The organism is Streptomyces sp. NPDC019443 (genome assembly GCF_044389785.1).
In the GTDB taxonomy this organism is placed as follows: domain Bacteria; phylum Actinomycetota; class Actinomycetes; order Streptomycetales; family Streptomycetaceae; genus Streptomyces.
This window is the reverse complement of record NZ_JBIRYJ010000002.1, coordinates 756,563-775,017: the sequence shown is the minus strand read 5'-3', so window position 1 is coordinate 775,017 and position 18,455 is coordinate 756,563. Positions and strand designations below refer to the sequence as shown.

The 18,455-nt window shown below is 70.6% G+C and carries 12 protein-coding genes and 2 pseudogenes; 3 read left to right on the top strand and 11 right to left on the bottom strand.

What is annotated here, in order from left to right:
* Positions 1 to 127: 127 nt before the first annotated feature.
* From ilvC to ACH492_RS09770, 5 genes and pseudogenes are all read right to left on the bottom strand, one after another.
* A pseudogene (ilvC, locus tag ACH492_RS09790) lies at positions 128 to 1,144 on the bottom strand (ketol-acid reductoisomerase); the annotation flags it as partial.
* Positions 1,145 to 1,220: 76 nt separating this feature from the next.
* Positions 1,221 to 1,745 (bottom strand): acetolactate synthase small subunit, encoded by a 525-nt coding sequence (ilvN, locus tag ACH492_RS09785; protein ID WP_005311534.1) that lies wholly within the window; start codon positions 1,743 to 1,745, stop codon positions 1,221 to 1,223.
* 26 nt (positions 1,746 to 1,771) lie between these two features.
* On the bottom strand, positions 1,772 to 3,655 hold the full coding sequence (locus ACH492_RS09780; protein ID WP_307660929.1) for an acetolactate synthase large subunit: 1,884 nt from the start codon (positions 3,653 to 3,655) through the stop codon (positions 1,772 to 1,774).
* A gap of 202 nt (positions 3,656 to 3,857) precedes the next feature.
* Positions 3,858 to 6,683, bottom strand: coding sequence for a putative bifunctional diguanylate cyclase/phosphodiesterase (locus tag ACH492_RS09775; RefSeq protein WP_398984594.1), 2,826 nt, complete (start codon positions 6,681 to 6,683; stop codon positions 3,858 to 3,860).
* A 334-nt stretch (positions 6,684 to 7,017) separates the two neighbouring features.
* Positions 7,018 to 7,971 carry a 2-hydroxyacid dehydrogenase gene (locus ACH492_RS09770; protein WP_398984592.1) on the bottom strand — a complete coding sequence of 318 codons (954 nt, stop codon included), beginning with the start codon at positions 7,969 to 7,971 and terminating at the stop codon, positions 7,018 to 7,020.
* 75 nt (positions 7,972 to 8,046) lie between these two features.
* On the opposite strand from ACH492_RS09770, the gene ACH492_RS09765 reads away from it, so the two are divergent.
* The 3 genes from ACH492_RS09765 to ACH492_RS09755 all read left to right on the top strand — a co-directional run bounded on the left by ACH492_RS09765 (position 8,047) and on the right by ACH492_RS09755 (position 10,535).
* A complete protein-coding gene (locus tag ACH492_RS09765; protein WP_398984590.1) occupies positions 8,047 to 9,039 on the top strand; it encodes an aldo/keto reductase in 993 nt (330 codons plus the stop codon).
* 129 nt (positions 9,040 to 9,168) lie between these two features.
* Positions 9,169 to 10,320, top strand: a complete 1,152-nt coding sequence (locus ACH492_RS09760; protein ID WP_398984588.1) for a PQQ-dependent sugar dehydrogenase — start codon at positions 9,169 to 9,171, stop codon at positions 10,318 to 10,320.
* Positions 10,321 to 10,358: 38 nt separating this feature from the next.
* Positions 10,359 to 10,535, top strand: coding sequence for a DUF6191 domain-containing protein (locus ACH492_RS09755; RefSeq protein ID WP_398984586.1), 177 nt, complete (start codon positions 10,359 to 10,361; stop codon positions 10,533 to 10,535).
* Between the two features lie 402 nt (positions 10,536 to 10,937).
* On the opposite strand, the gene ACH492_RS09750 is transcribed toward ACH492_RS09755, so the two are convergent.
* From ACH492_RS09750 to ACH492_RS09725, 6 genes and pseudogenes are all read right to left on the bottom strand, one after another.
* Positions 10,938 to 13,985 carry an AAA family ATPase gene (locus ACH492_RS09750; RefSeq protein ID WP_398984826.1) on the bottom strand — a complete coding sequence of 1,016 codons (3,048 nt, stop codon included), beginning with the start codon at positions 13,983 to 13,985 and terminating at the stop codon, positions 10,938 to 10,940.
* 70 nt (positions 13,986 to 14,055) lie between these two features.
* The gene (locus ACH492_RS09745) at positions 14,056 to 14,226 is read right to left on the bottom strand and encodes a hypothetical protein (RefSeq protein WP_398984584.1); all 171 of its coding nucleotides are present in this window, start codon (positions 14,224 to 14,226) and stop codon (positions 14,056 to 14,058) included.
* Positions 14,227 to 14,393: 167 nt separating this feature from the next.
* Positions 14,394 to 14,828 (bottom strand): annotated as a pseudogene (locus tag ACH492_RS09740) (GNAT family N-acetyltransferase); the annotation flags it as partial.
* Position 14,829: 1 nt separating this feature from the next.
* Positions 14,830 to 15,378: a hypothetical protein gene (locus tag ACH492_RS09735; protein ID WP_398984582.1), complete on the bottom strand. Its 549-nt coding sequence runs from the start codon at positions 15,376 to 15,378 to the stop codon at positions 14,830 to 14,832.
* A 99-nt stretch (positions 15,379 to 15,477) separates the two neighbouring features.
* Positions 15,478 to 16,044 carry a GNAT family N-acetyltransferase gene (locus ACH492_RS09730; protein WP_398984580.1) on the bottom strand — a complete coding sequence of 189 codons (567 nt, stop codon included), beginning with the start codon at positions 16,042 to 16,044 and terminating at the stop codon, positions 15,478 to 15,480.
* Positions 16,045 to 16,062: 18 nt separating this feature from the next.
* A complete protein-coding gene (locus tag ACH492_RS09725; protein ID WP_398984578.1) occupies positions 16,063 to 18,267 on the bottom strand; it encodes an MMPL family transporter in 2,205 nt (734 codons plus the stop codon).
* Positions 18,268 to 18,455 lie beyond the last annotated feature (188 nt).

Below are 18,455 nucleotides of genomic sequence, written 5' to 3'. Positions count from 1 at the left end.
CCGGTGCGTCTTAACGCCTCCAAGGCAGGATCACCCGTCCGTGGCTGGACAGAGTGGAGAAGCGCTGGAGCGCGGCGGCATGACGACGGGGGCAGGGACCGGCTCGTCCCGGCCCCCGTCCGCGGGCTTACGCCTCGTCGTTGTCGACCCAGCTCATGAGCTTGCGCAGCTCCTTGCCGGTGGTCTCCAGCAGGTGGTTCTCGTCCTGCTTCTTGTACTCGTTGTACTTCTTCAGACCGCCGTGGTACTCGTCCATCCAGTTCTTGGCGAAGGTGCCGTCCTGGATCTCGGCGAGGACCTTCTTCATCTCGGCCTTGGTCTGGTCCGTGATGATGCGGGGGCCGGTGACGTAGTCGCCCCACTCGGCGGTCTCGGAGACCGACCAGCGCATCTTCTCCAGGCCGCCCTCGTACATCAGGTCCACGATCAGCTTCAGCTCGTGGAGGCACTCGAAGTACGCGATCTCCGGCTGGTAGCCGGCCTCCGTCAGGGTCTCGAAGCCCGCCTTGACCAGCGCGGACGCGCCACCGCAGAGGACGGCCTGCTCACCGAACAGGTCGGTCTCGGTCTCCTCGGTGAAGGTCGTCTTGATGACGCCGGCGCGGGTGCCGCCGATGGCCTTGGCGTACGAGAGCGCCAGCGCGAAGGCACTGCCGGTCGCGTCCTGCTCGACGGCTGCGATCGCCGGGACGCCGCGGCCCTCCTCGTACTGGCGGCGGACCAGGTGGCCGGGGCCCTTCGGGGCGACCAGGGCCACGTCGACACCGGCCGGCGCCTTGATGAAGCCGAAGCGGACGTTGAAGCCATGGGCGAAGAACAGCGCGTCGCCGTCCTTCAGGTTGCCCTTGATGGACTCCTCGTAGACCTGGGCCTGGATCGGGTCCGGGATGAGGATCATGATGACGTCGGCCTCGGCGGCGGCCTCGGCGGGGGTCACCACGCGCAGGCCCTGCTCCTCGGCCTTTGCCTTGGACTTGGAGCCCTCGTGCAGACCGACGCGGACGTCGACACCCGAGTCACGGAGCGACAGCGCGTGGGCGTGGCCCTGGCTGCCGTAGCCGATGACCGCGACCTTGCGGTTCTGGATGATGGACAGGTCGGCGTCGTCGTCGTAGAACAGCTCGGCCACTGGGATATCTCCTTGGTGTGCACGTCTTTGGAATGACGCTGTTTGCGTCCCACCGTACGGCGGGAGGGGGTGATGAAGGCGGGGAGTCTCGCTAGGCGGAACGGTCGAGGGCCCGCAGGGACCGGTCCGTGATGGACCGGGCGCCGCGCCCTATGGCGATCGTGCCCGACTGGACAAGCTCCTTGATGCCGAACTGCTCAAGCATCTTCAGCATCGCTTCGAGCTTGTCACTCGAACCGGTGGCCTCGATGGTGACCGCCTCGGGCGAGACGTCCACGGTCTTGGCGCGGAAGAGCTGGACGATCTCGACGATCTGGGAGCGGGTCTCGTTGTCCGCGCGGACCTTCACCAGCACGAGCTCGCGCTGGATCGCGCCGCCGGGCTCGAGTTCGACGATCTTCAGAACGTTGACCAGCTTGTTGAGCTGCTTGGTCACCTGCTCCAGCGGCAGATCCTCGACATTGACCACGATGGTGATGCGGGAGATGTCGGGGTGCTCGGTGACACCGACGGCGAGCGAGTCGATGTTGAAGCCGCGGCGGGAGAACAGGGCGGCGATCCGGGCGAGGATGCCGGGCGTGTTCTCCACCAGGACGGAGAGCGTGTGCTTGGACATGTGCGTCGTTCCTCTTCCTACGGCTCTCAGTCGTCTTCGTTGTCGCCGAAGTCGGGGCGGACGCCGCGCGCTGCCATGACCTCGTCGTTGGAGGTGCCGGCGGCGACCATCGGCCACACCTGGGCGTCCTCATGGACGATGAAGTCGATGACGACGGGGCGGTCGTTGATCGCGTTGGCCTCGGCGATGACCTTGTCCAGGTCGTCCGGGGACTCGCAGCGCAGCGCGTAGCAGCCCATGGCCTCCGACAGCTTGACGAAGTCGGGGACGCGGGTGCCCTGGCGCGCCGTGGTGCTCGCGCCGACCTGGGAGCCGGCGACGTGGTGCCCCGTGTCGTCGGCGTGCAGGACCGTGCTGGAGTAGCGCTGGTTGTAGAAGAGGGTCTGCCATTGGCGGACCATCCCGAGCGCGCCGTTGTTGATGATCGCGACCTTGATCGGGATGTTGTTCAGCGCGCAGGTGGTGAGTTCCTGGTTGGTCATCTGGAAGCAGCCGTCGCCGTCGATGGCCCAGACCGTGCGGTCCGGCATGCCGGCCTTGGCGCCCATCGCGGCCGGGACCGCGTAGCCCATCGTTCCGGCGCCGCCGGAGTTCAGCCAGGTGGCGGGCTTCTCGTAGTCGATGAAGTGGGCGGCCCACATCTGGTGCTGGCCGACGCCCGCGGCGTAGATGGTGTTCTCGGGGGCGAGCTGGCCGATGCGCTGGATGACCTGCTGCGGCGAGAGGCTGCCGTCGTCCGGCTGGTCGTAGCCGAGCGGGTAGGTCTCGCGCCAGCGGCTGAGGTCCTTCCACCAGGCGCTGTAGTCGCCGGTGTGGCCTTCGCTGTGCTCTGCCTGGACGGCCTGGACCAGGTCGGCGATGACCTCGCGGGCGTCACCGACGATCGGCACGTCCGCGGTGCGGTTCTTGCCGATCTCGGCCGGGTCGATGTCGGCGTGGACGATCTTGGCGTACGGGGCGAAGCTGTCCAGCTTGCCGGTGACGCGGTCGTCGAAGCGGGCTCCGAGGGCGACGATCAGGTCGGCCTTCTGCAGCGCGGTGACGGCGGTGACCGCACCGTGCATGCCCGGCATTCCCACGTGCAGCGGGTGGCTGTCGGGGAACGAGCCCAGCGCCATCAGGGTGGTGGTGACGGGGGCGCCGGTGAGCTCGGCGAGGACCTTCAGCTCGGCGGTGGCGCCGGCCTTGATCACGCCGCCGCCGACGTACAGGACGGGTCGCCGGGCCTGGACGATCAGCTTGGCGGCCTCGCGGATCTGCTTGGCGTGCGGCTTGGTCACCGGGCGGTAGCCGGGCAGGTCCTGCTGCGGCGGCCAGCTGAAGGTGGTCTGCGCCTGGAGGGCGTCCTTGGCGATGTCGACGAGGACCGGGCCCGGGCGTCCCGTGGAGGCGATGTGGAAGGCCTCGGCGATGGTGCGCGGGATGTCGTCGGCCTTGGTGACCAGGAAGTTGTGCTTGGTGATCGGCATCGTGATGCCGACGATGTCCGCCTCCTGGAAGGCGTCCGTGCCGATCGCCTTGGAGGAGACCTGGCCGGTGATCGCGACCAGCGGCACGGAGTCCATGTGCGCGTCGGCGATGGGGGTGACCAGGTTGGTGGCGCCGGGGCCCGACGTCGCCATACAGACGCCGACCTTGCCGGTGGCCTGGGCGTAGCCGGTCGCCGCGTGGCCGGCGCCCTGCTCGTGGCGGACCAGGACGTGGCGGACCTTGGTGGAGTCCATCATCGGGTCGTACGCGGGGAGGATGGCGCCGCCGGGGATGCCGAACACCGTGTCGGCCCCCACTTCCTCGAGAGAACGGATGAGGGACTGCGCGCCCGTGACGTGCTCAACTGCAGCGGTGTGTCCGCCGGTACGGGCCCGCGGCTGCGGATGGTGGGCCCCGGTGGCCTGCTCGGTCATCGGCATTCTCTTCTCGAAGCTGAGGGTTTTTGCGAGGGTTTGGGGTGTGCCGGTGCAACAAAAAACCCCTCGTGCCGCGAGGCAAGCGAGGGGAGCGCGTCGGGAGGGGTCTGCAGGGCTTTCGCGGCCCTGCTCAGCCGACGCGCTTTCCAAGTACGAGAATTCGGGTGCGCATGGCATTGACCCTCCCCCCGGCGCGCCATGACTGTCAAGTGGGTGGGACGCGCGTCTCATTATTTGAGCCATTGTGAGCAGGGTAGACGCCGCCTGTCAGGACGGGCAGGGCGATTCCGCCGGGCACCGGGAACTCGTCGCGGACCAGGGCGCGGCGCAGCCGGTACTCGTCGAGCGGGCCCGAGAAGGCCATGCCCTGGCCGTGCGTACATCCCATGGCGCGCAGTGCGAGCACCTGCTCGGGCATGTCCACGCCGTCCGCCACCGACTGCATGCCGAGATCGCAGGCGATCCTCAGCAGCCCCGCGGTGATCTTGTGCAGCCGGGCGGACTCGACGACGCCCTCGACCAGACCCCTGTCCAGTTTCAGTACGTCCACGGGGAGCCTGCGCAGTGCGTTGATCGCGGCGTATCCGCTGCCGAAGCCGTCCAGGGCGATCCGTACGCCGAGTCTGCGCAGCGCGACGAGACGCTGCTCCAGATCGTCGAAGGAGATCCGCGGATCGCTGTCGGCGAGCTCGATGACCAGCGCGCCCGACGGCAGCCCGTGCCGGGTGAGGAGGGCCTCGATGGAACCGAGCGGCAGGGACTTGTCCAGCAGCCGGCCGGCCGAGAGCCGGACCGATACGGGCACCCGGTGGCCCACCCTGCTGCGCTCGGCGGCCTGCTCCACGGCCTCTTCGAGCAGCCAGCGGCCGAGCTCGGCGGTGCGGGCGCCCTCTGGAGTGTCCGCACTGTCGGCGACCCGCAGGAATTCGGCCGGGGTGAACAGGATGCCCTGTGCGGACCGCCAGCGGGCCTGGGCGGCGACGGCGACGATACGGCCCGTGGCAAGGCTCACCACGGGCTGGTGGAGCAGCGCGAACTCGCCCTCGTGCAGGGCACTGCGGAGCCGGGCGGCCAGCTCGGTGCGGCGTACCACATCGGCCTGCATCTGCGGGGCGTACAGCTCGACGCGGTCCTTGCCCGCGGCCTTGGCGCGGTACATGGCGAGGTCGGCATTGCGCATCAGGTCGGTGGGGGTGATGGATGGCTCGGCGAAGGCCACTCCGATGGAGGCGGCCACCCGCACTTCGCGGCCGTCCACGCGGTACGGCTGGGAGAGGGTCAGGCGCAGCCGGTCGGCGATCTCCTGCACCTGGTACTCACGGGCGGACTGGTTGCGGGAGCCGTCGCCGACGACGAGAGCGGCGAACTCGTCGCCGCCGAGGCGGGCTGCGGTGTCCCCGGACCGTACCGAATCCTGCAGGCGGCGGGCCGCCTGGATCAGCAGCTCGTCGCCGGCCAGGTGGCCGAGACGGTCGTTGACCCCCTTGAAGCCGTCGAGGTCGATGAAGAGGACTGCGGTGCCGGAGTCGCCCGCGCGGCGGCCGGTGAGGGCCTGGCGGACGCGTTCGGTGAACAGGGCGCGGTTGGGCAGGTCGGTGAGCGGATCGTGCTCGGCGTTGTGCTGCAACTGCGCCTGCAGCCGGACCCGTTCGGTGATGTCGCGACTGTTGAAGAGCAGGCCACCCTGGTGTCGGTTGACCGTGGACTCCACATTGAGCCAGTCGCCACTGCCCGATCTGAAGCGGCAATCGATCCGCATGGTCGGCTCATCGGCCGGCGGGGCGGCCAGAAACCGGCGCACTTCACGGACCACCCGGTCGAGGTCCTCGGGGTGGATCAGACAGGCCAGCTCGGAGCCGATGAGCTCCTCGGCCTCTCGACCGTAGACACCGGCGGCCGCGGGGCTGACATAGCGCAGTATCCCGCTGGGGGCGGCGATCATGATGACGTCGCTCGACCCCTGCACCAGCGAGCGGAAGTGGTTCTCCTTCTGCGCCAGCTCATGGGTGAGGGCGATGTTGTCGAGGAGCATGATGCCCTGCCGGACGACCAGGGCGAGGACCACGGTGCAGCCGGTGAGGACGACGACCCGGTCCACTCGGCGGCCCTCAATGACGTTGTGGAGGATGCCGAGGGTGCAGACGGCAGCAGCGAGATACGGGGTGAGGGCGGCCAGCGAGCCGGCGACGGGGCGGCTGGGGTGGCGGGTGCCGCGCGGGGGTCTGGCCGTCTCGACCGTACGGCGTGCGCCCCAGGGGGCGTACGCGAGCAGCAGCGAACCGGCGAACCAGCCCGCGTCGAGGAGCTGGCCCGAGCGGTAGCTCTCGCGCAGCAGTGGCGAGGTGAACAGGGCGTCGCACAGGACGGTCAGGGCGAGGGCGGCGATGGCGGTGTTGATGGCGGAGCGGTTGGTGGCCGAGCGCCGGAAGTGCAGCGCGAGCACCAGGCTGACCAGCACGATGTCCAGCAGCGGATACGCGAGGGCGAGGGCGGCGGGAGCCACGCTCTCGCCCTGGACGCGCGCGGTGTGGGCGAGCGCGATGCTCCAGGAGAGGGTGAGGAGCGAGCCGCCGATCAGCCAGGCGTCCAGCGCGAGGCAGACCCAGCCCGCCCTGGTGACCGGGCGCTTGGCGAGGACAAGGAGGCCGACGATGGCGGGCGGCGCGAAGCAGAGGAAGAACAGGTCGGCGATCGAGGGGCTCGGCACCTCGCGGTCCAGCACAACCTCGTACCACCCCCAGACGGCGTTCCCGCAGGACGCCATCGCGGAGGAGACCGCGAACAGCATCCAGGCGGGCCGAAAGCGGCTGTGCCTGGAGCGGGCGTAGACGAAGCAGGAGACCGCGGCGACCAGGGCGGCGGCGCTCAGCCCGAAGTCACCCATGACCAGAGCGACTTCGCGCGAACCCCAGCCGACGGCGGCGCCCACGCCGTAACCGGAGCAGATGGCGGCCAGGAGGATCTGGGAACGCAGCCCTGTGGCGCCGCCGGAGAACGCCTGCCGGGCCAGGAGTACCCCGGGGGCGCTCACGGGGCTGCCCCGGGGAGCGCCGCCGTCGGTGTGACAGCCATCGGAGCGGGTCTTTGCTTCGCAACGTGCGAGGGTCGTCGTCGGCGGCCTCGCCGCGTCGGATCGTTCGTGCAATGGCTGTGCATCGCCCGTCGCCCCCCTCGAAGTCTGATCGGCAGTCAGGTCGCGCTACTGCACCGCCCCTTGCCTGGCGCAGCCCCCAGGTCGGGACGATACACCAGTCTCGTCACTCAGGGACATAGTCCCTCTACTCTCCGTGACTACCAGCGCCGTTGTCGGCACGTGGCGCAATCAAACGACTTCATAGAGTGCACGAAGCGCGGGCGCTCAGGGTTCACTTCCCAGTCGTGAGCACCACGTTGCGCAACGGCTCGCCCGCGGCGAAACGGGTGAGCTGTCCGGCCAGCAGCCGCTTGGCGCGTGGCATGAAAGCCGAGGTGGAGCCGCCCACATGGGGGCTGATGAGGACACCGGGGGCGTGCCAGAGGGGGTGGCCCGGGGGCAGCGGCTCCGGGTCTGTGACATCGAGGGCAGCGGTGATCCGTCCGCTCTCCACCTCTGCGAGCAGGGCCTTGGTGTCGACGACCGGGCCGCGGGCGACGTTCACCAGCAGCGCGCCGTTTTTCATCCGGGCCAGGAAACCGGCGTTGACCAGGCCTTTCGTCTGCTCGGTGAGCGGGATGGACAAGATCACGACGTCCGCGTCCGGGAGCAGCGTGGACAGGTCGGTGAGTGCGCGCACTTCGCCGCGCTCCGCAGCGCGGGCGGAGCGCGCGACGCGCGCCACCCGCGCGCACTCAAACGGCGCGAGCCGGTCCTCGATCGCGGCGCCGATCGATCCGTATCCCACGATGAGCACCGACTTGTCGGCGAGCGCCGGATAGAAGCCGGACCGCCATTCCTCCTTGTCCTGGCCGTGCACGAAGCCGGGGACACCGCGCAGGGAGGCGAGGATCAGGGCCAGGGTGAGCTCGGCGGTGGAGGCTTCGTGGACTCCTCTGGCATTGCACAGGCGCACGCCGACGGGCAGCGAGCCGAGTCCCGGTTCCACATGGTCGATCCCCGCGGAGAGGGTCTGGACGACACGTACGGACGTCATCGCGGCCAGCGGGCGGACCGCGACCTCCATGCCCTTCATGTACGGGACGGCGTAGAAGGCACAGTCGGCGGGGTCGGCGGGAAAGTCGGGACCGCCGTCCCAGAAGAGGTAGTTGAGGCCCGAGTCCGAGGGGTCGGGAAGCCCTTCGATCTCGTCGGCGGGAATCGGGAGCCACACGTCTGAAGTCATGGTCAGGAGGCTATGCGAAGGGCCTCGGTCCGCATTGGTTAGTTTGGTCGGGGGCCAAAGGAGGGGTACGGGCAGTTGGAGCGCAGGACAATCGGTGCGGCGGCCCTCGAAGTGGGCGCGATCGGGCTCGGCTGTATGCCGATGAGCTGGGCGTACAGCAGCTCCCAGCAGCGCGGGGAGCTATCGCTGCGTACGGTGCACGCCGCGCTGGACGCCGGCTGCAGTCTGCTGGACACGGCCGATATGTACGGGCCCTTCACCAATGAGCTGCTGATCGGGCGGGCGCTCAAGGACCGGCGCGGGGACGCGTTCGTATCGACGAAGGTCGGACTGCTCGTCGGCGATCAGCATGTGGTCGCCAATGGGCGGCCCGGGTATGTGAAGCGGGCCTGTGACGCCTCGCTGCGGCGGCTGCAGACCGATGTGATCGATCTCTATCAGCTGCACCGGGCGGATCCGGAGGTTCCGGTCGAGGAGACCTGGGGCGCGATGGCGGAGCTGGTGAGCGCGGGGAAGGTGCGGGCGCTGGGCATGTGCGCGGTGGGGGCGCGCGCGTCCAGGCGCTCCGGGGCGCATCTGCACGAGGGAACGATCCGGCAGCTGGAGCGGGTGCAGCAGGTGTTCCCGGTGAGCGCGGTGCAGGCGGAGCTGTCTGTGTGGTCGCCGGAGGCGCTGGAGCGGCTGCTGCCGTGGTGCGAGGCGCGGGGGGTGGGTTTCCTGGCGGCAATGCCGCTTGGGAACGGATTTCTGACGGGGACGCTCACGCCGGGGCAGGGCTTCGAGCCTGACGACGTGCGGGCGCGGCATCCGCGGTTCACGGCCGAGATGATGGCGGCGAACCAGCCGGTGGTGGCGGGGCTGCGGCGGATCGCCCAGCGGCATGGCGCGTCTCCTGCCCAAGTCGCGCTGGCGTGGGTGCTGGGGCGGGGGCGGAATGTGGTGGCGGTGCCGGGGACGAAGCGCGACGAGTGGGCGGTGCAGAACGCGGGGGCGGCGGATCTTGAGCTGACGGGGCGGGATCTGGTGGAAGTGGCGGGACTGCCGTCGGCGCGGGGATCCTGGGACTGAGTGAGCTGTCGCTCGTTCTTCTGACTCTTGGCGGAAGATCGGGAACCTGCGGGGCGGCTGCGGTGTAAGAACAGTAGTCAGGCAGCTCAAGCAGCCGTCGAAGGGATCAGAACTGTGCAACGTCCTGCTGTGACAGCCGTGTTGGCCGCTGCCGTGCTTCTGCTCGTGGCCGGGTGCTCGTCCGGTGACGACAAGGCGCCGGCCGGCCGGAAGGGGCCGACGTCGACCACCCTGGCCCCCTCCGCATCCGCCTCGGGACGGTCGCCGAGTCCGACGGGCCCGCCCGCGAAGGGCTCGGTGAAGGTGGTGTCCACACTGACGCAGGACCTGAAGTCGCCGTGGGGCGTCGCCGCGCTGCCCGACGGCGATCTGCTGATCGCCTCGCGCGACGAGGGGACGATCAGCCGGGTCGACGCGGAGAGCGGCAAGCAGACCGTGATCGGCTCGGTGCCGGGGGTCTCCCCGGGTGGCGAGGGCGGGCTGTTGGGCCTGGCGGTCTCCCCCTCGTTCGCCTCGGACCATCAGGTGTACGCGTACTTCACCACCGAGTCGGACAACCGCATCGCCCGCCTGCTGTACGACGAGCAGAAGCCCGCCGACCAGCAACTGGGCGCGCCGGACACGGTGTTGAGGGGCATCCCCAAGGGCATCGTGCACAACGGCGGGCGGATCGCGTTCGGCCCGGACAAGATGCTCTACGCAGGCACGGGCGAGACGGGTGACACAGGGCTCGCGCAGGACAGGAAGTCGCTGGGCGGGAAGATCCTGCGGATGACCCCTGACGGGCAGCCGGTGCACGGCAATCCGGACGCCGGCTCCGTCGTCTACTCATGGGGCCACCGCAATGTGCAGGGGCTCGCCTGGGACTCCGACAAGCGCCTGTGGGCGGCCGAGTTCGGCCAGACCACTTGGGACGAGCTCAATCTGATCCAGCCGGGGAAGAACTACGGCTGGCCGGAGGTGGAGGGCAAGGGCGGCGGGTCCGGCTTCGTCGACCCGGTGGCCCAGTGGAGGACGTCGGAGGCCTCGCCGAGCGGCATCGCGTACGCATCGGGCTCGATCTGGATGGCGGCGCTGAAGGGCGAGCGGCTCTGGCGAATCCCTCTGGCGGGCGCGGAACCCTCGGCGGAGCCCCAGTCGTTCCTGGTGGGGAAGCACGGCCGCCTTCGCACGGTCCTGTCGGTGGGCGGCACCAAGGTCTGGCTCGTCACGAGCGAGACGGACCGTCGGGGATCACCCGAGCCGGGGGACGACAAGATCCTCCAGCTGGAGGTGAAGTAGGAGCTGAAGCAGGGGCTGAAGTAAGGGGTGGACGGCTTGTGTTCAACGTCTTCGAGGAGTTCTTTGCACCGGGCCGCAAGCACACCGACGAGGAACGCAACCGCCTGGCCCTGACGAGGGCCGACGTGGGCGACAACGACCCGGGCCACGGCCCGATAGACCTTGCGTCGGGCAAGGTAACGATCCGTGCAGGGGAGAAGCCGCCGCGGGAGTGAGGCGGGTGCGGGGTGCCCGCCGTGCCCGATCGCGGCGGCGCTGGCAGGCGCGGTGCGCGGGCACCGGCCGCCCGGGGCGGGCGCGGGGTGCAGCTGCTGCCGCTCGCGGGAACCAGCCGCCGGGTGCGGTGCGCGGCCGGGCGGCTCCTCAATCGCCGGAGGGGCTGGATTTTCCAGCCCGTCCGGCGGTTGAGGACATGCCCGGCGGGCACCAGCCGCGGGCCCCGTCGCTGGGAGCGCCCTCCGGGCGTGGATCGTGGCCGACACCAGGGCGCGGCACCAGCCGCCCGGGACGGGGCGCTGCTGCCGTCAGGGCGCGGCCTCCGGGCGTGGATCGTGGCCGACACCAGCCGCGGCGCCCCCGCCGCCAGGCGCCAGGCGTCGCGACCCCGCCCTGGCTGCTCAGGCCGACGCCGCCGACTGCTCCTCGCCCGTGGGCGGGAACAGTCGCAGGCGGTGGGCCATGGCCGCTGCCTCTCCGCGGCCCGAGACGCCCAGTTTGGCCAGGATGTTGGAGACGTGGACGCTCGCCGTCTTCGGGGAGATGAACAGCTCCTCGGCGATCTGACGGTTACTGCGGCCCACCGCGACCAGGCGAAGGACATCCTCCTCGCGGCGGGTCAGGCCAAGCGCCGGACCCCGCCGCGGAGTGGCGGCCGTCGCAGGAGCAGGGTCGTCGGTCAGGGAGATGCGGGCGCGCTGGGCGAGCAGGGCGATGTCCTCGGACAGGGGGCGCGCGCACAGCTGCTGGGCCGTCGCCGACGCCTGGCGCAGCAACTCCGTCGCCTGCGCCCGGTCCGACTGGAGCAGCGCCTCCGCCCAGCGGTGGCGGACCCTCGCCAGGTCGTACGGGCGCTCCAGCGCCTCGAAGGCCGTGCCGGCCTCGGCCCAGTCGACGGCCGTGTCCTCGCCGTCGGCGCGCAGCAGTTCCGCGCGGACCCAGCGCTCGTGGGCCATCCATACCGGGACCGCGGTGACGAGCGTTCTGGCCGCCTTGCGGATCCGTACCAGCGCCTCGGCGCGGCCGGGCTCCGCGGCGGGCAGGCCGCGCGTATCGGCCTCCAGCGTGGCCGCGGCGCGCAGCAGCGGCCAGGCGAACGGCTGGGTCCCGGGCGGGAAGCCCGCCGTCGCCGCCCTTTCGAACTCGGCCCGGGCGTCCAGCACGCGCCCCTGCTCCGCCGCGATGCTCAGCGCCACGGTGTGCAGCGGGATGGAGCTCTGCGGCATCGGGTTATTGGACCCGAAGTGCGCGCGCGCCGCCTCCAAGTGCTCGGCCGCCTTCACCGAGTCGCCCCGGTCGAGGGCCAGGTAGGCGCACCGGGTCGCAGCGAACCCCCGGGGCTTCGGGCTCAGAGCGATCCGCAACGCCTGCTCCGCGGCCTCGGCCGTCTCCTCCCAGCGCCCGAGCGAGCTGTACGACTCGGCGAGGTTGGCCAGGACCCAGGCCTCGGTGTCCAACAGGCCGTATTTCCGGGAGAGTTGGACGCCCTGGGCGAGGATGTCGACCGCTTCCCGTGAGCGGCCCACGCCCTCCAGCGCGGACGGCAGATTCACATGCGTACGCCCCACGTGCGCGGGCAGGTCGAGGGCGACCGCCCGCTCCTTGACCGCGTACATCTCCGCGAGCCCCTCGTCGACGTTGCCCGCGTCGACCATGAGGCTGCCGAGGGTGAGGCGGGCCCGTAGCTCGTTGGCCTCCTCGCCGACCATGCGCGCGTACTCCACCGCAAGCTCGGCGGTCGCCAGGCTGCCCGGCCCCGGGTCGTGCACCATGCCCCAGTTCGCCGCCTCCGCGAGCACCTCCGCGTGGACGGCGGACGGCGGCAGTCCGCGCACCAGCTCCTGCGCGGCCGCCAGCTCCGCCCACCCGTCGCCGCGGCCCAGCGACGAGACGAGCCGGGAGCGCTGGACGGAGAACCAGGCGCCGCGCAGCGGGTCGTCCTCCGCCTCCGCCAGCCGCTGCCCGCGCTTGGTGATCTTCAGCGCGCGTTCCTTCTCACCGCTGAGCCGGCCCGCGACGGACGCCTCGGCCATCAGGTCGAGGAAGCGCAGAGGCGTGGTGGCCGGATCGCAGCCGCACGGAGGGTACGCCTCCGCGTAGTCGACCGGCCGCAGCGCGGCCCGTACCTCGTCCGGCGCGCTGTCCCAGAGCTCCATCGCCCGCCCCAGCAGCCGCAGTTGCTCGGCGTACGCATGCCGTCGCCGCGCCTCGACCGAGGCGCTCAGCACCGCGGGGAGGGCCTTCGCGGCGTCGTGCGCGTGGTACCAGTAGCTGGCGAGCCGCATGGCCCGCTCCTCGCACCGTACGAGCGACGGGTCGGCCTCCAGCGCCTCCGCGTACCGCCGGCTGAGGCGGGAGCGCTCGCCGGGCAGCAGATCGTCCCCCACGGCCTCGCGTGCGAGGGAGTGCCGGAAGCGGTAGCCGTCGCCGTCCGGCGTGGCCAGCAGGATGTTGGCGCCCACCGCGGCCCGCAGCGCCTCGATGAGGTCGTCCTCGCACAGCCGGGCGACAGCGCGCAGCAGCCCGTACTCCACGGTCGAGCCGCCCTCAGCGACGATCCGCGCCACCCGCTGGGCGTCCTCGGGCAGCGCCTCGACGCGTACGAGAAGGATGTCGCGCAGGGAGTCGGTCAGCCCCGTGCGGCAGCCGTTGGCCATGCTGCAGGCGAGCTCTTCGACGAAGAACGCATTGCCGTCCGAGCGCTCGAAGACCCGGTCCACCACGGCCGGTTCGGGCTCGGCGGCGAGGATCCCGGCCATCTGGCGGTGGACCTCGCCGCGGTTGAAGCGGGTCAGCTCGATGCGCTGGACCGTGCGCATCCGGTCGAGCTCGGCGAGGAAGGGCCGCAGCGGATGGCGCCGGTGGACGTCGTCGGAGCGGTACGTCGCGATCACGACGAGCCGTCCGCGGCGCAGTGTGCGGAAGAGGTAGGCGAGCAGGTGACGGGTGGAGGCGTCGGCCCAGTGCAGGTCTTCGAGCACCAGGACGATCGTGCGGTCCGCGGCGATCCGCTCGAGCAGCCGCGCGGTGAGCTCGAAGAGGCGGGCCATGCCTTCCTCGTCGTGCCTGCCCTGCTGTCCGCGGAACGTCTCCCCCAGCTCGGGCAGCAGCCGCGCCAGCTCGTCCTCCTGGCCGGCGGCCGCCTCGGCCAGTTCCTTGGGCAGTCGGCGGTGGAGCGTGCGCAGCGCGGTCGAGAAGGGCGCGAACGGCAGCCCGTCCGCGCCGATCTCGACACATCCGCCGACCGCGACAACGGCCTCGCGGCGGGCGGCCTCAGCGAGCAACTCCTCGACGAGCCGGGTCTTGCCGACCCCCGCCTCGCCCCCGACGAGCAACGCCTGCGGCTCTCCCGCGGCGGCGCGGGAGAGCGCGTTGGTGAGCGCGGTCAGTTCGCCGGCGCGGCCGACGAACACCGGGCTGACGGACCTGGTCTCCACGTCGCCGAGCATCGCACAGCCCTCTGACAACGCGGCACCCTTTTTGATCGGGATGACAGTCATCACGCGAGGTCACGCCGTCTTACGCGGCCCGTGTGAAGCGGTCGCGGTCCGGACTCACCCGGCCCTCCGCGTCCTTGGCGGCCCGCCTCGCGGCACGGCGGGCCTTACGCACCTGCCGGACCAGCCGCTCGGTGTCGGCCTCGCGGATCAGCTCGGCCTGACGGAGCTGCTGCATCTCGTACTCGAACATCTCGTACTCCCTGGTTGTGAGTTCTCTCGGCGTCTTGCGGTGCCTCGACTCTCGTCGCCCAGGGGGGTCCGCCACATCGGGAGGGTGCCGCATCTTCGCGCGGCGGGGGGCCTTAGACGCGGCGGGGACGCGTACGTCTACCGCCTAAGGCCCCTGCTCGCCCGCCCTTAGGGCCGCTGCTCGTAGACGTAAGGAGTGGTGGTGCTCAGCGGGGCGAAGCCGAGCCGTTGCAGGATCGGGCGGCTCTGGCTGGAGGCGTCGACCTGCAGGAAGCGGTAGCCGCTCACGGCGGCGATACGGGCCCGGTGGGCGATCAGCGCCCGGTAGATGCCACGGCCGCGCCAGGCGGGCAGGGTGCCGCCGCCCCAGAGGCTCGCGAAGTGGGTGCCCGGGTGGAGTTCCATCCGCGCCCCGCAGACAGGCTGTTCGCCGGCCAGCGCGACGGTCATGCCGATGGTGTCCGGCGTCTGGGCCAGCTAGGTGAGGAGCTGTTCGCGCAGCCGGGCCCCGCTCGTGCCGAAGGCCTGCTCGTGCACGTCGGCCAGGAGATCCACGCCCGCCGCGTCGGTGACCGGTTCCAGCCGGATGCCGTCGGGGAGTTCGCTACGAGCCTGTGCTGGGCAGCGACAGGAAGATGTCGAAGTACATGCCGCCGGAGACGATCAGCCCCAGGACGCCCAGTGCGACTCCGGCCACGGCGAAGGCCCGTACCCAGCCGGCCTTCTGCGGCAGGGCGAACACAGCCAGGCCGACGATCAGCGCGAGCAGCGCGAAGATGCCGTTGAACATGGCGGTGGAGTGCCAGGCGTCGCCGTAGATCGCGGAAATCTGCTGGGCGGGGGTGCCGCCCTGCGAGGTTTTGATCTGCCCGATCAGCGCCTGCCTCTCGGCGGCGATCTTGCCGACCCAGCTCCCGCTGAGCGCTACGACGCCGAGGCCGGCGGAGACGACGCCCCCGGCGGCGGCTGCGAGGCCGGAGGAGGCGCGCGGCACCTCGTCGGTGCCCTCGGCTTCGGTCTCGGCCTCCGCTTCGTGCTCAGCCGTCGCGGGCTCGGCGAGCTCGACCGGCTCGGTGGCAGCCGCGTCGGGCGCGTCTGTCACGTCGGTCGTGTGGGTGGTCTCTTTGGTCTCCGTGGGGTTCATGCGCCGCACGCTAGGGGCCGATTCTGAGAGTCCTCTTAACGAGCCGGCCCCCGACGACCGGCCCCTGACGACTGCCCTTCAGCGACCGGCCCCTCAGTGACCGGGTCCTCAGCGGCCTTCCTGCTCCCGCAGCTCCCGCCACTCCGGCGCCAGCACCGACCAGACCTCCATGTCGTGCCGTACGCCCCTGTACGGGTAGCTCTCCCGCAGCACGCCCTCCCGCACCATCCCCAGCCGCTTGGCGACATTGATGCTCGCGGTGTTCCCCGAGGCCACCTGCCACTCGACACGGTGCATTCCACGCTCGTACACCGCCCAGTCGATGATCACGCGCGCGGCCCGTGTGACCAGCCCGCGCCCGGCGGCCGACGGCTCCAGCCAGCAGCCCGCCTCACACGTGCCGCTCGCGGTGTCCCAGATGCGGAACAGAACACCGCCGACGAGGGTCCCGTCCAGCCAGATCCCGTAGATGCGCCCGCCGTCCCGGGCCTGCTTGTCGGCGTACGACTGGAGGAAAGCCCGCGCCGAGTCGACATCGGTCGCGGCGGTGGCCAGTGCGACGTACTGGCCGATGAACTCCCGGCCCCGGTCCATGTGGACGAGGTACTCCTCGGCCCGCCAGGGCTCCAGCGGCCGCAGTTCCGCCCCGTCGTCACCCAGCGATATCGCGAACATCGTCTTCCCCCTGCCCGGTTACGGCACGAGCTGTCCGTCCTCGCTCGCGCGCTGCCCAGGGATCTTCGCATGCACACGGCACTCGGGGGGTTCGATGCTGATACGCGGCAGTCGGCGGTCCAGCCAGCGCGGCAGCCACCAGTTCGCTCCGCCCAGCATGTGCATGAGCGCGGGCACCAGCAGCGTACGCAGCACAAACGCGTCCAGCGCGACTGCCGCAGCCAGCGCGATACCGAACATCGCGATGACCCGGTCGCCGCTGAGGACGAAGGCGAGAAACACCGAAATCATGATCACGGCCGCGGAGTTGATCACGCGGCTGGTCTCGGCGAGGCCGACCCGTACCGCCCGCCGGTTGTCACCGGTCTCCAGCCACTCCTCGTACATCCGGCTGACCAGGAACACCTGGTAGTCCATGGAGAGCCCGAAGAGCACCGAGACCATGATGACCGGCAGGAACGGCTCGATCGGGCCCGCTCTGCCGAGCCCGAGGAGCTCGCTGCCCCACCCCCACTGGAAGATCGCGACGACGATCCCGAAGGAGGAGGCGACCGCGGCCACGTTCATCGCGGCGGCCTTGAGGGGGATGCCGATCGAGCGGAAGGCAAGCAGCAGGAGCAGACAGCCGAGTGTGATCACGACGCCGACGAAGAGCGGCAGTTTGCCGACGACGATCTCGGCGAAGTCGTCGTAGCTCGCCGTGACTCCGCCGACGTGCACCTCCAGGGACGTGCCGTCCGACGCGGTGGGAAGGACGTCCTGGCGCAGCCGGTCGACGAGTTCACTGGTCGACTTCGACTGGGGGGACGAGTCCGGTACGACGGTGAGGACCGCCGTGTCTCCACTGCCGCTGTACGTGACCGGGCCGACGGACTTGATGCCGTCGTCGCCGCGCAGGGCGTCGGGCAGCTCGTCCATGGCGAGGCGGTCGTCCGCGCCGTCGAGACGGGCGACGAGGGTGAGCGGGCCGTTGACGCCGGGCCCGAAACCTTCCGCGAGCAGGTCGTACGCCTGGCGGGTGGTGGAGGTGGGGGGGCCGTTGCCCTGGTCGGACGTGCCGAGGTGCAGCGAGAACGTCGGCAGGGCGAGCATCAGCATGACCATGGCTGCGACCGCTCCGAGCAGCTTCGGATGGCGCTCGACGAAGGCGGACCAGCGGGCGGCGAAGCCGGTCGGCAGCTCGGGCTGCGGGCCGCGCTCGATGAGCCGTCGTCGCTCGCGTCGGCTGAGCGCCCGCATGCCTATGAAGGACAGCAGGGCCGGCAGCAGGGTCACCGACGCCGCCACGGTGAGTATGACGGTCAGGGAGGCGGCGATCGCGACGCCGCCCAGGAAGCCGAGTCGCAGAATGAGCATGCCGAGCAGGGCGATGCAGACGGTGGCGCCCGCGAAGACGACGGCCCTGCCGGTGGTGGCAACGGCGTCCTGGGCCGCTTCGGCCACCGGCAGTCCGCGCCGCAGGCCCCTGCGGTGTCTGGTGACGATGAACAGCGCGTAGTCGATGCCGACGCCGAGCCCGATCAGTACGCCGAGCATCGGCGCGAAGTCGGCGACGGTCATCACATGCCCGAGGAGCACGATGCCCGCGTACGCCGTGCCGACCGAGACCAGCGCGGTGGCGATGGGCAGCACGCTGGCGGCGAGCGAGCCGAAAGCGAGGAAGAGGACGACGGCAGCGACGGCCACGCCGACGATCTCGGCCACATGGGAGGTGGGCGCTACGGTGAGTGCGACGGCGCTGCCGCCGAGCTCGACCTGGACTGCGTCGCTCTGGGCTGCCTTCGCCGTGGCGACGACCGCTTCGATCTGCGACTTGGGGATGGAGTCGGCCCGCTGGTCGAAGGTAACGGTGGCATACGCGGTGTGCGCGTCGGGGCTGGTCCGGTCGGCACCGTCGTTGCCGTACGGGCTGTTGACGGAGGCGACCCCGTCGAGTTTCGCGACCTCGTCGAGCATCTCGGACATGGGCCGCCGGACGCCGACGGCGCGCACGCTGCCGCTGTCCGTGTGCCACACGATGGTGTCGCTGTCGCCACCCTGGCCGTGGAAGCCCCCTTGGAGGAGGGCGGTTGCCCGGCCGGACTCGGTGCCCGGGACGTCGTAGTCGTTGGAGTACGCGGTTCCCGATACGCCCGCGGCGGCTGCGACGCCGCCGAAAGCGAGGAGCCAGAGCACGACGGCTACGAGTCGGTGCGTGATGCACCAACGGGCTACTGCTGCCAACAGACTTGCTCCCTGGGTGGTTCGTGGATCTTTGATCGGGAACCGCCCGCAAAGAACTCTTGACCTCAAAGGGACATTCTGGCAGTCAATAGTGATCCGTTGCCCGTTTCGTGGGCTTACTCACAGGGGCGTGCGGGAGCCAGGGAAAAGGTCCCGGACCCCCGCGCGCCTCTCAACTCTCAGCTCTC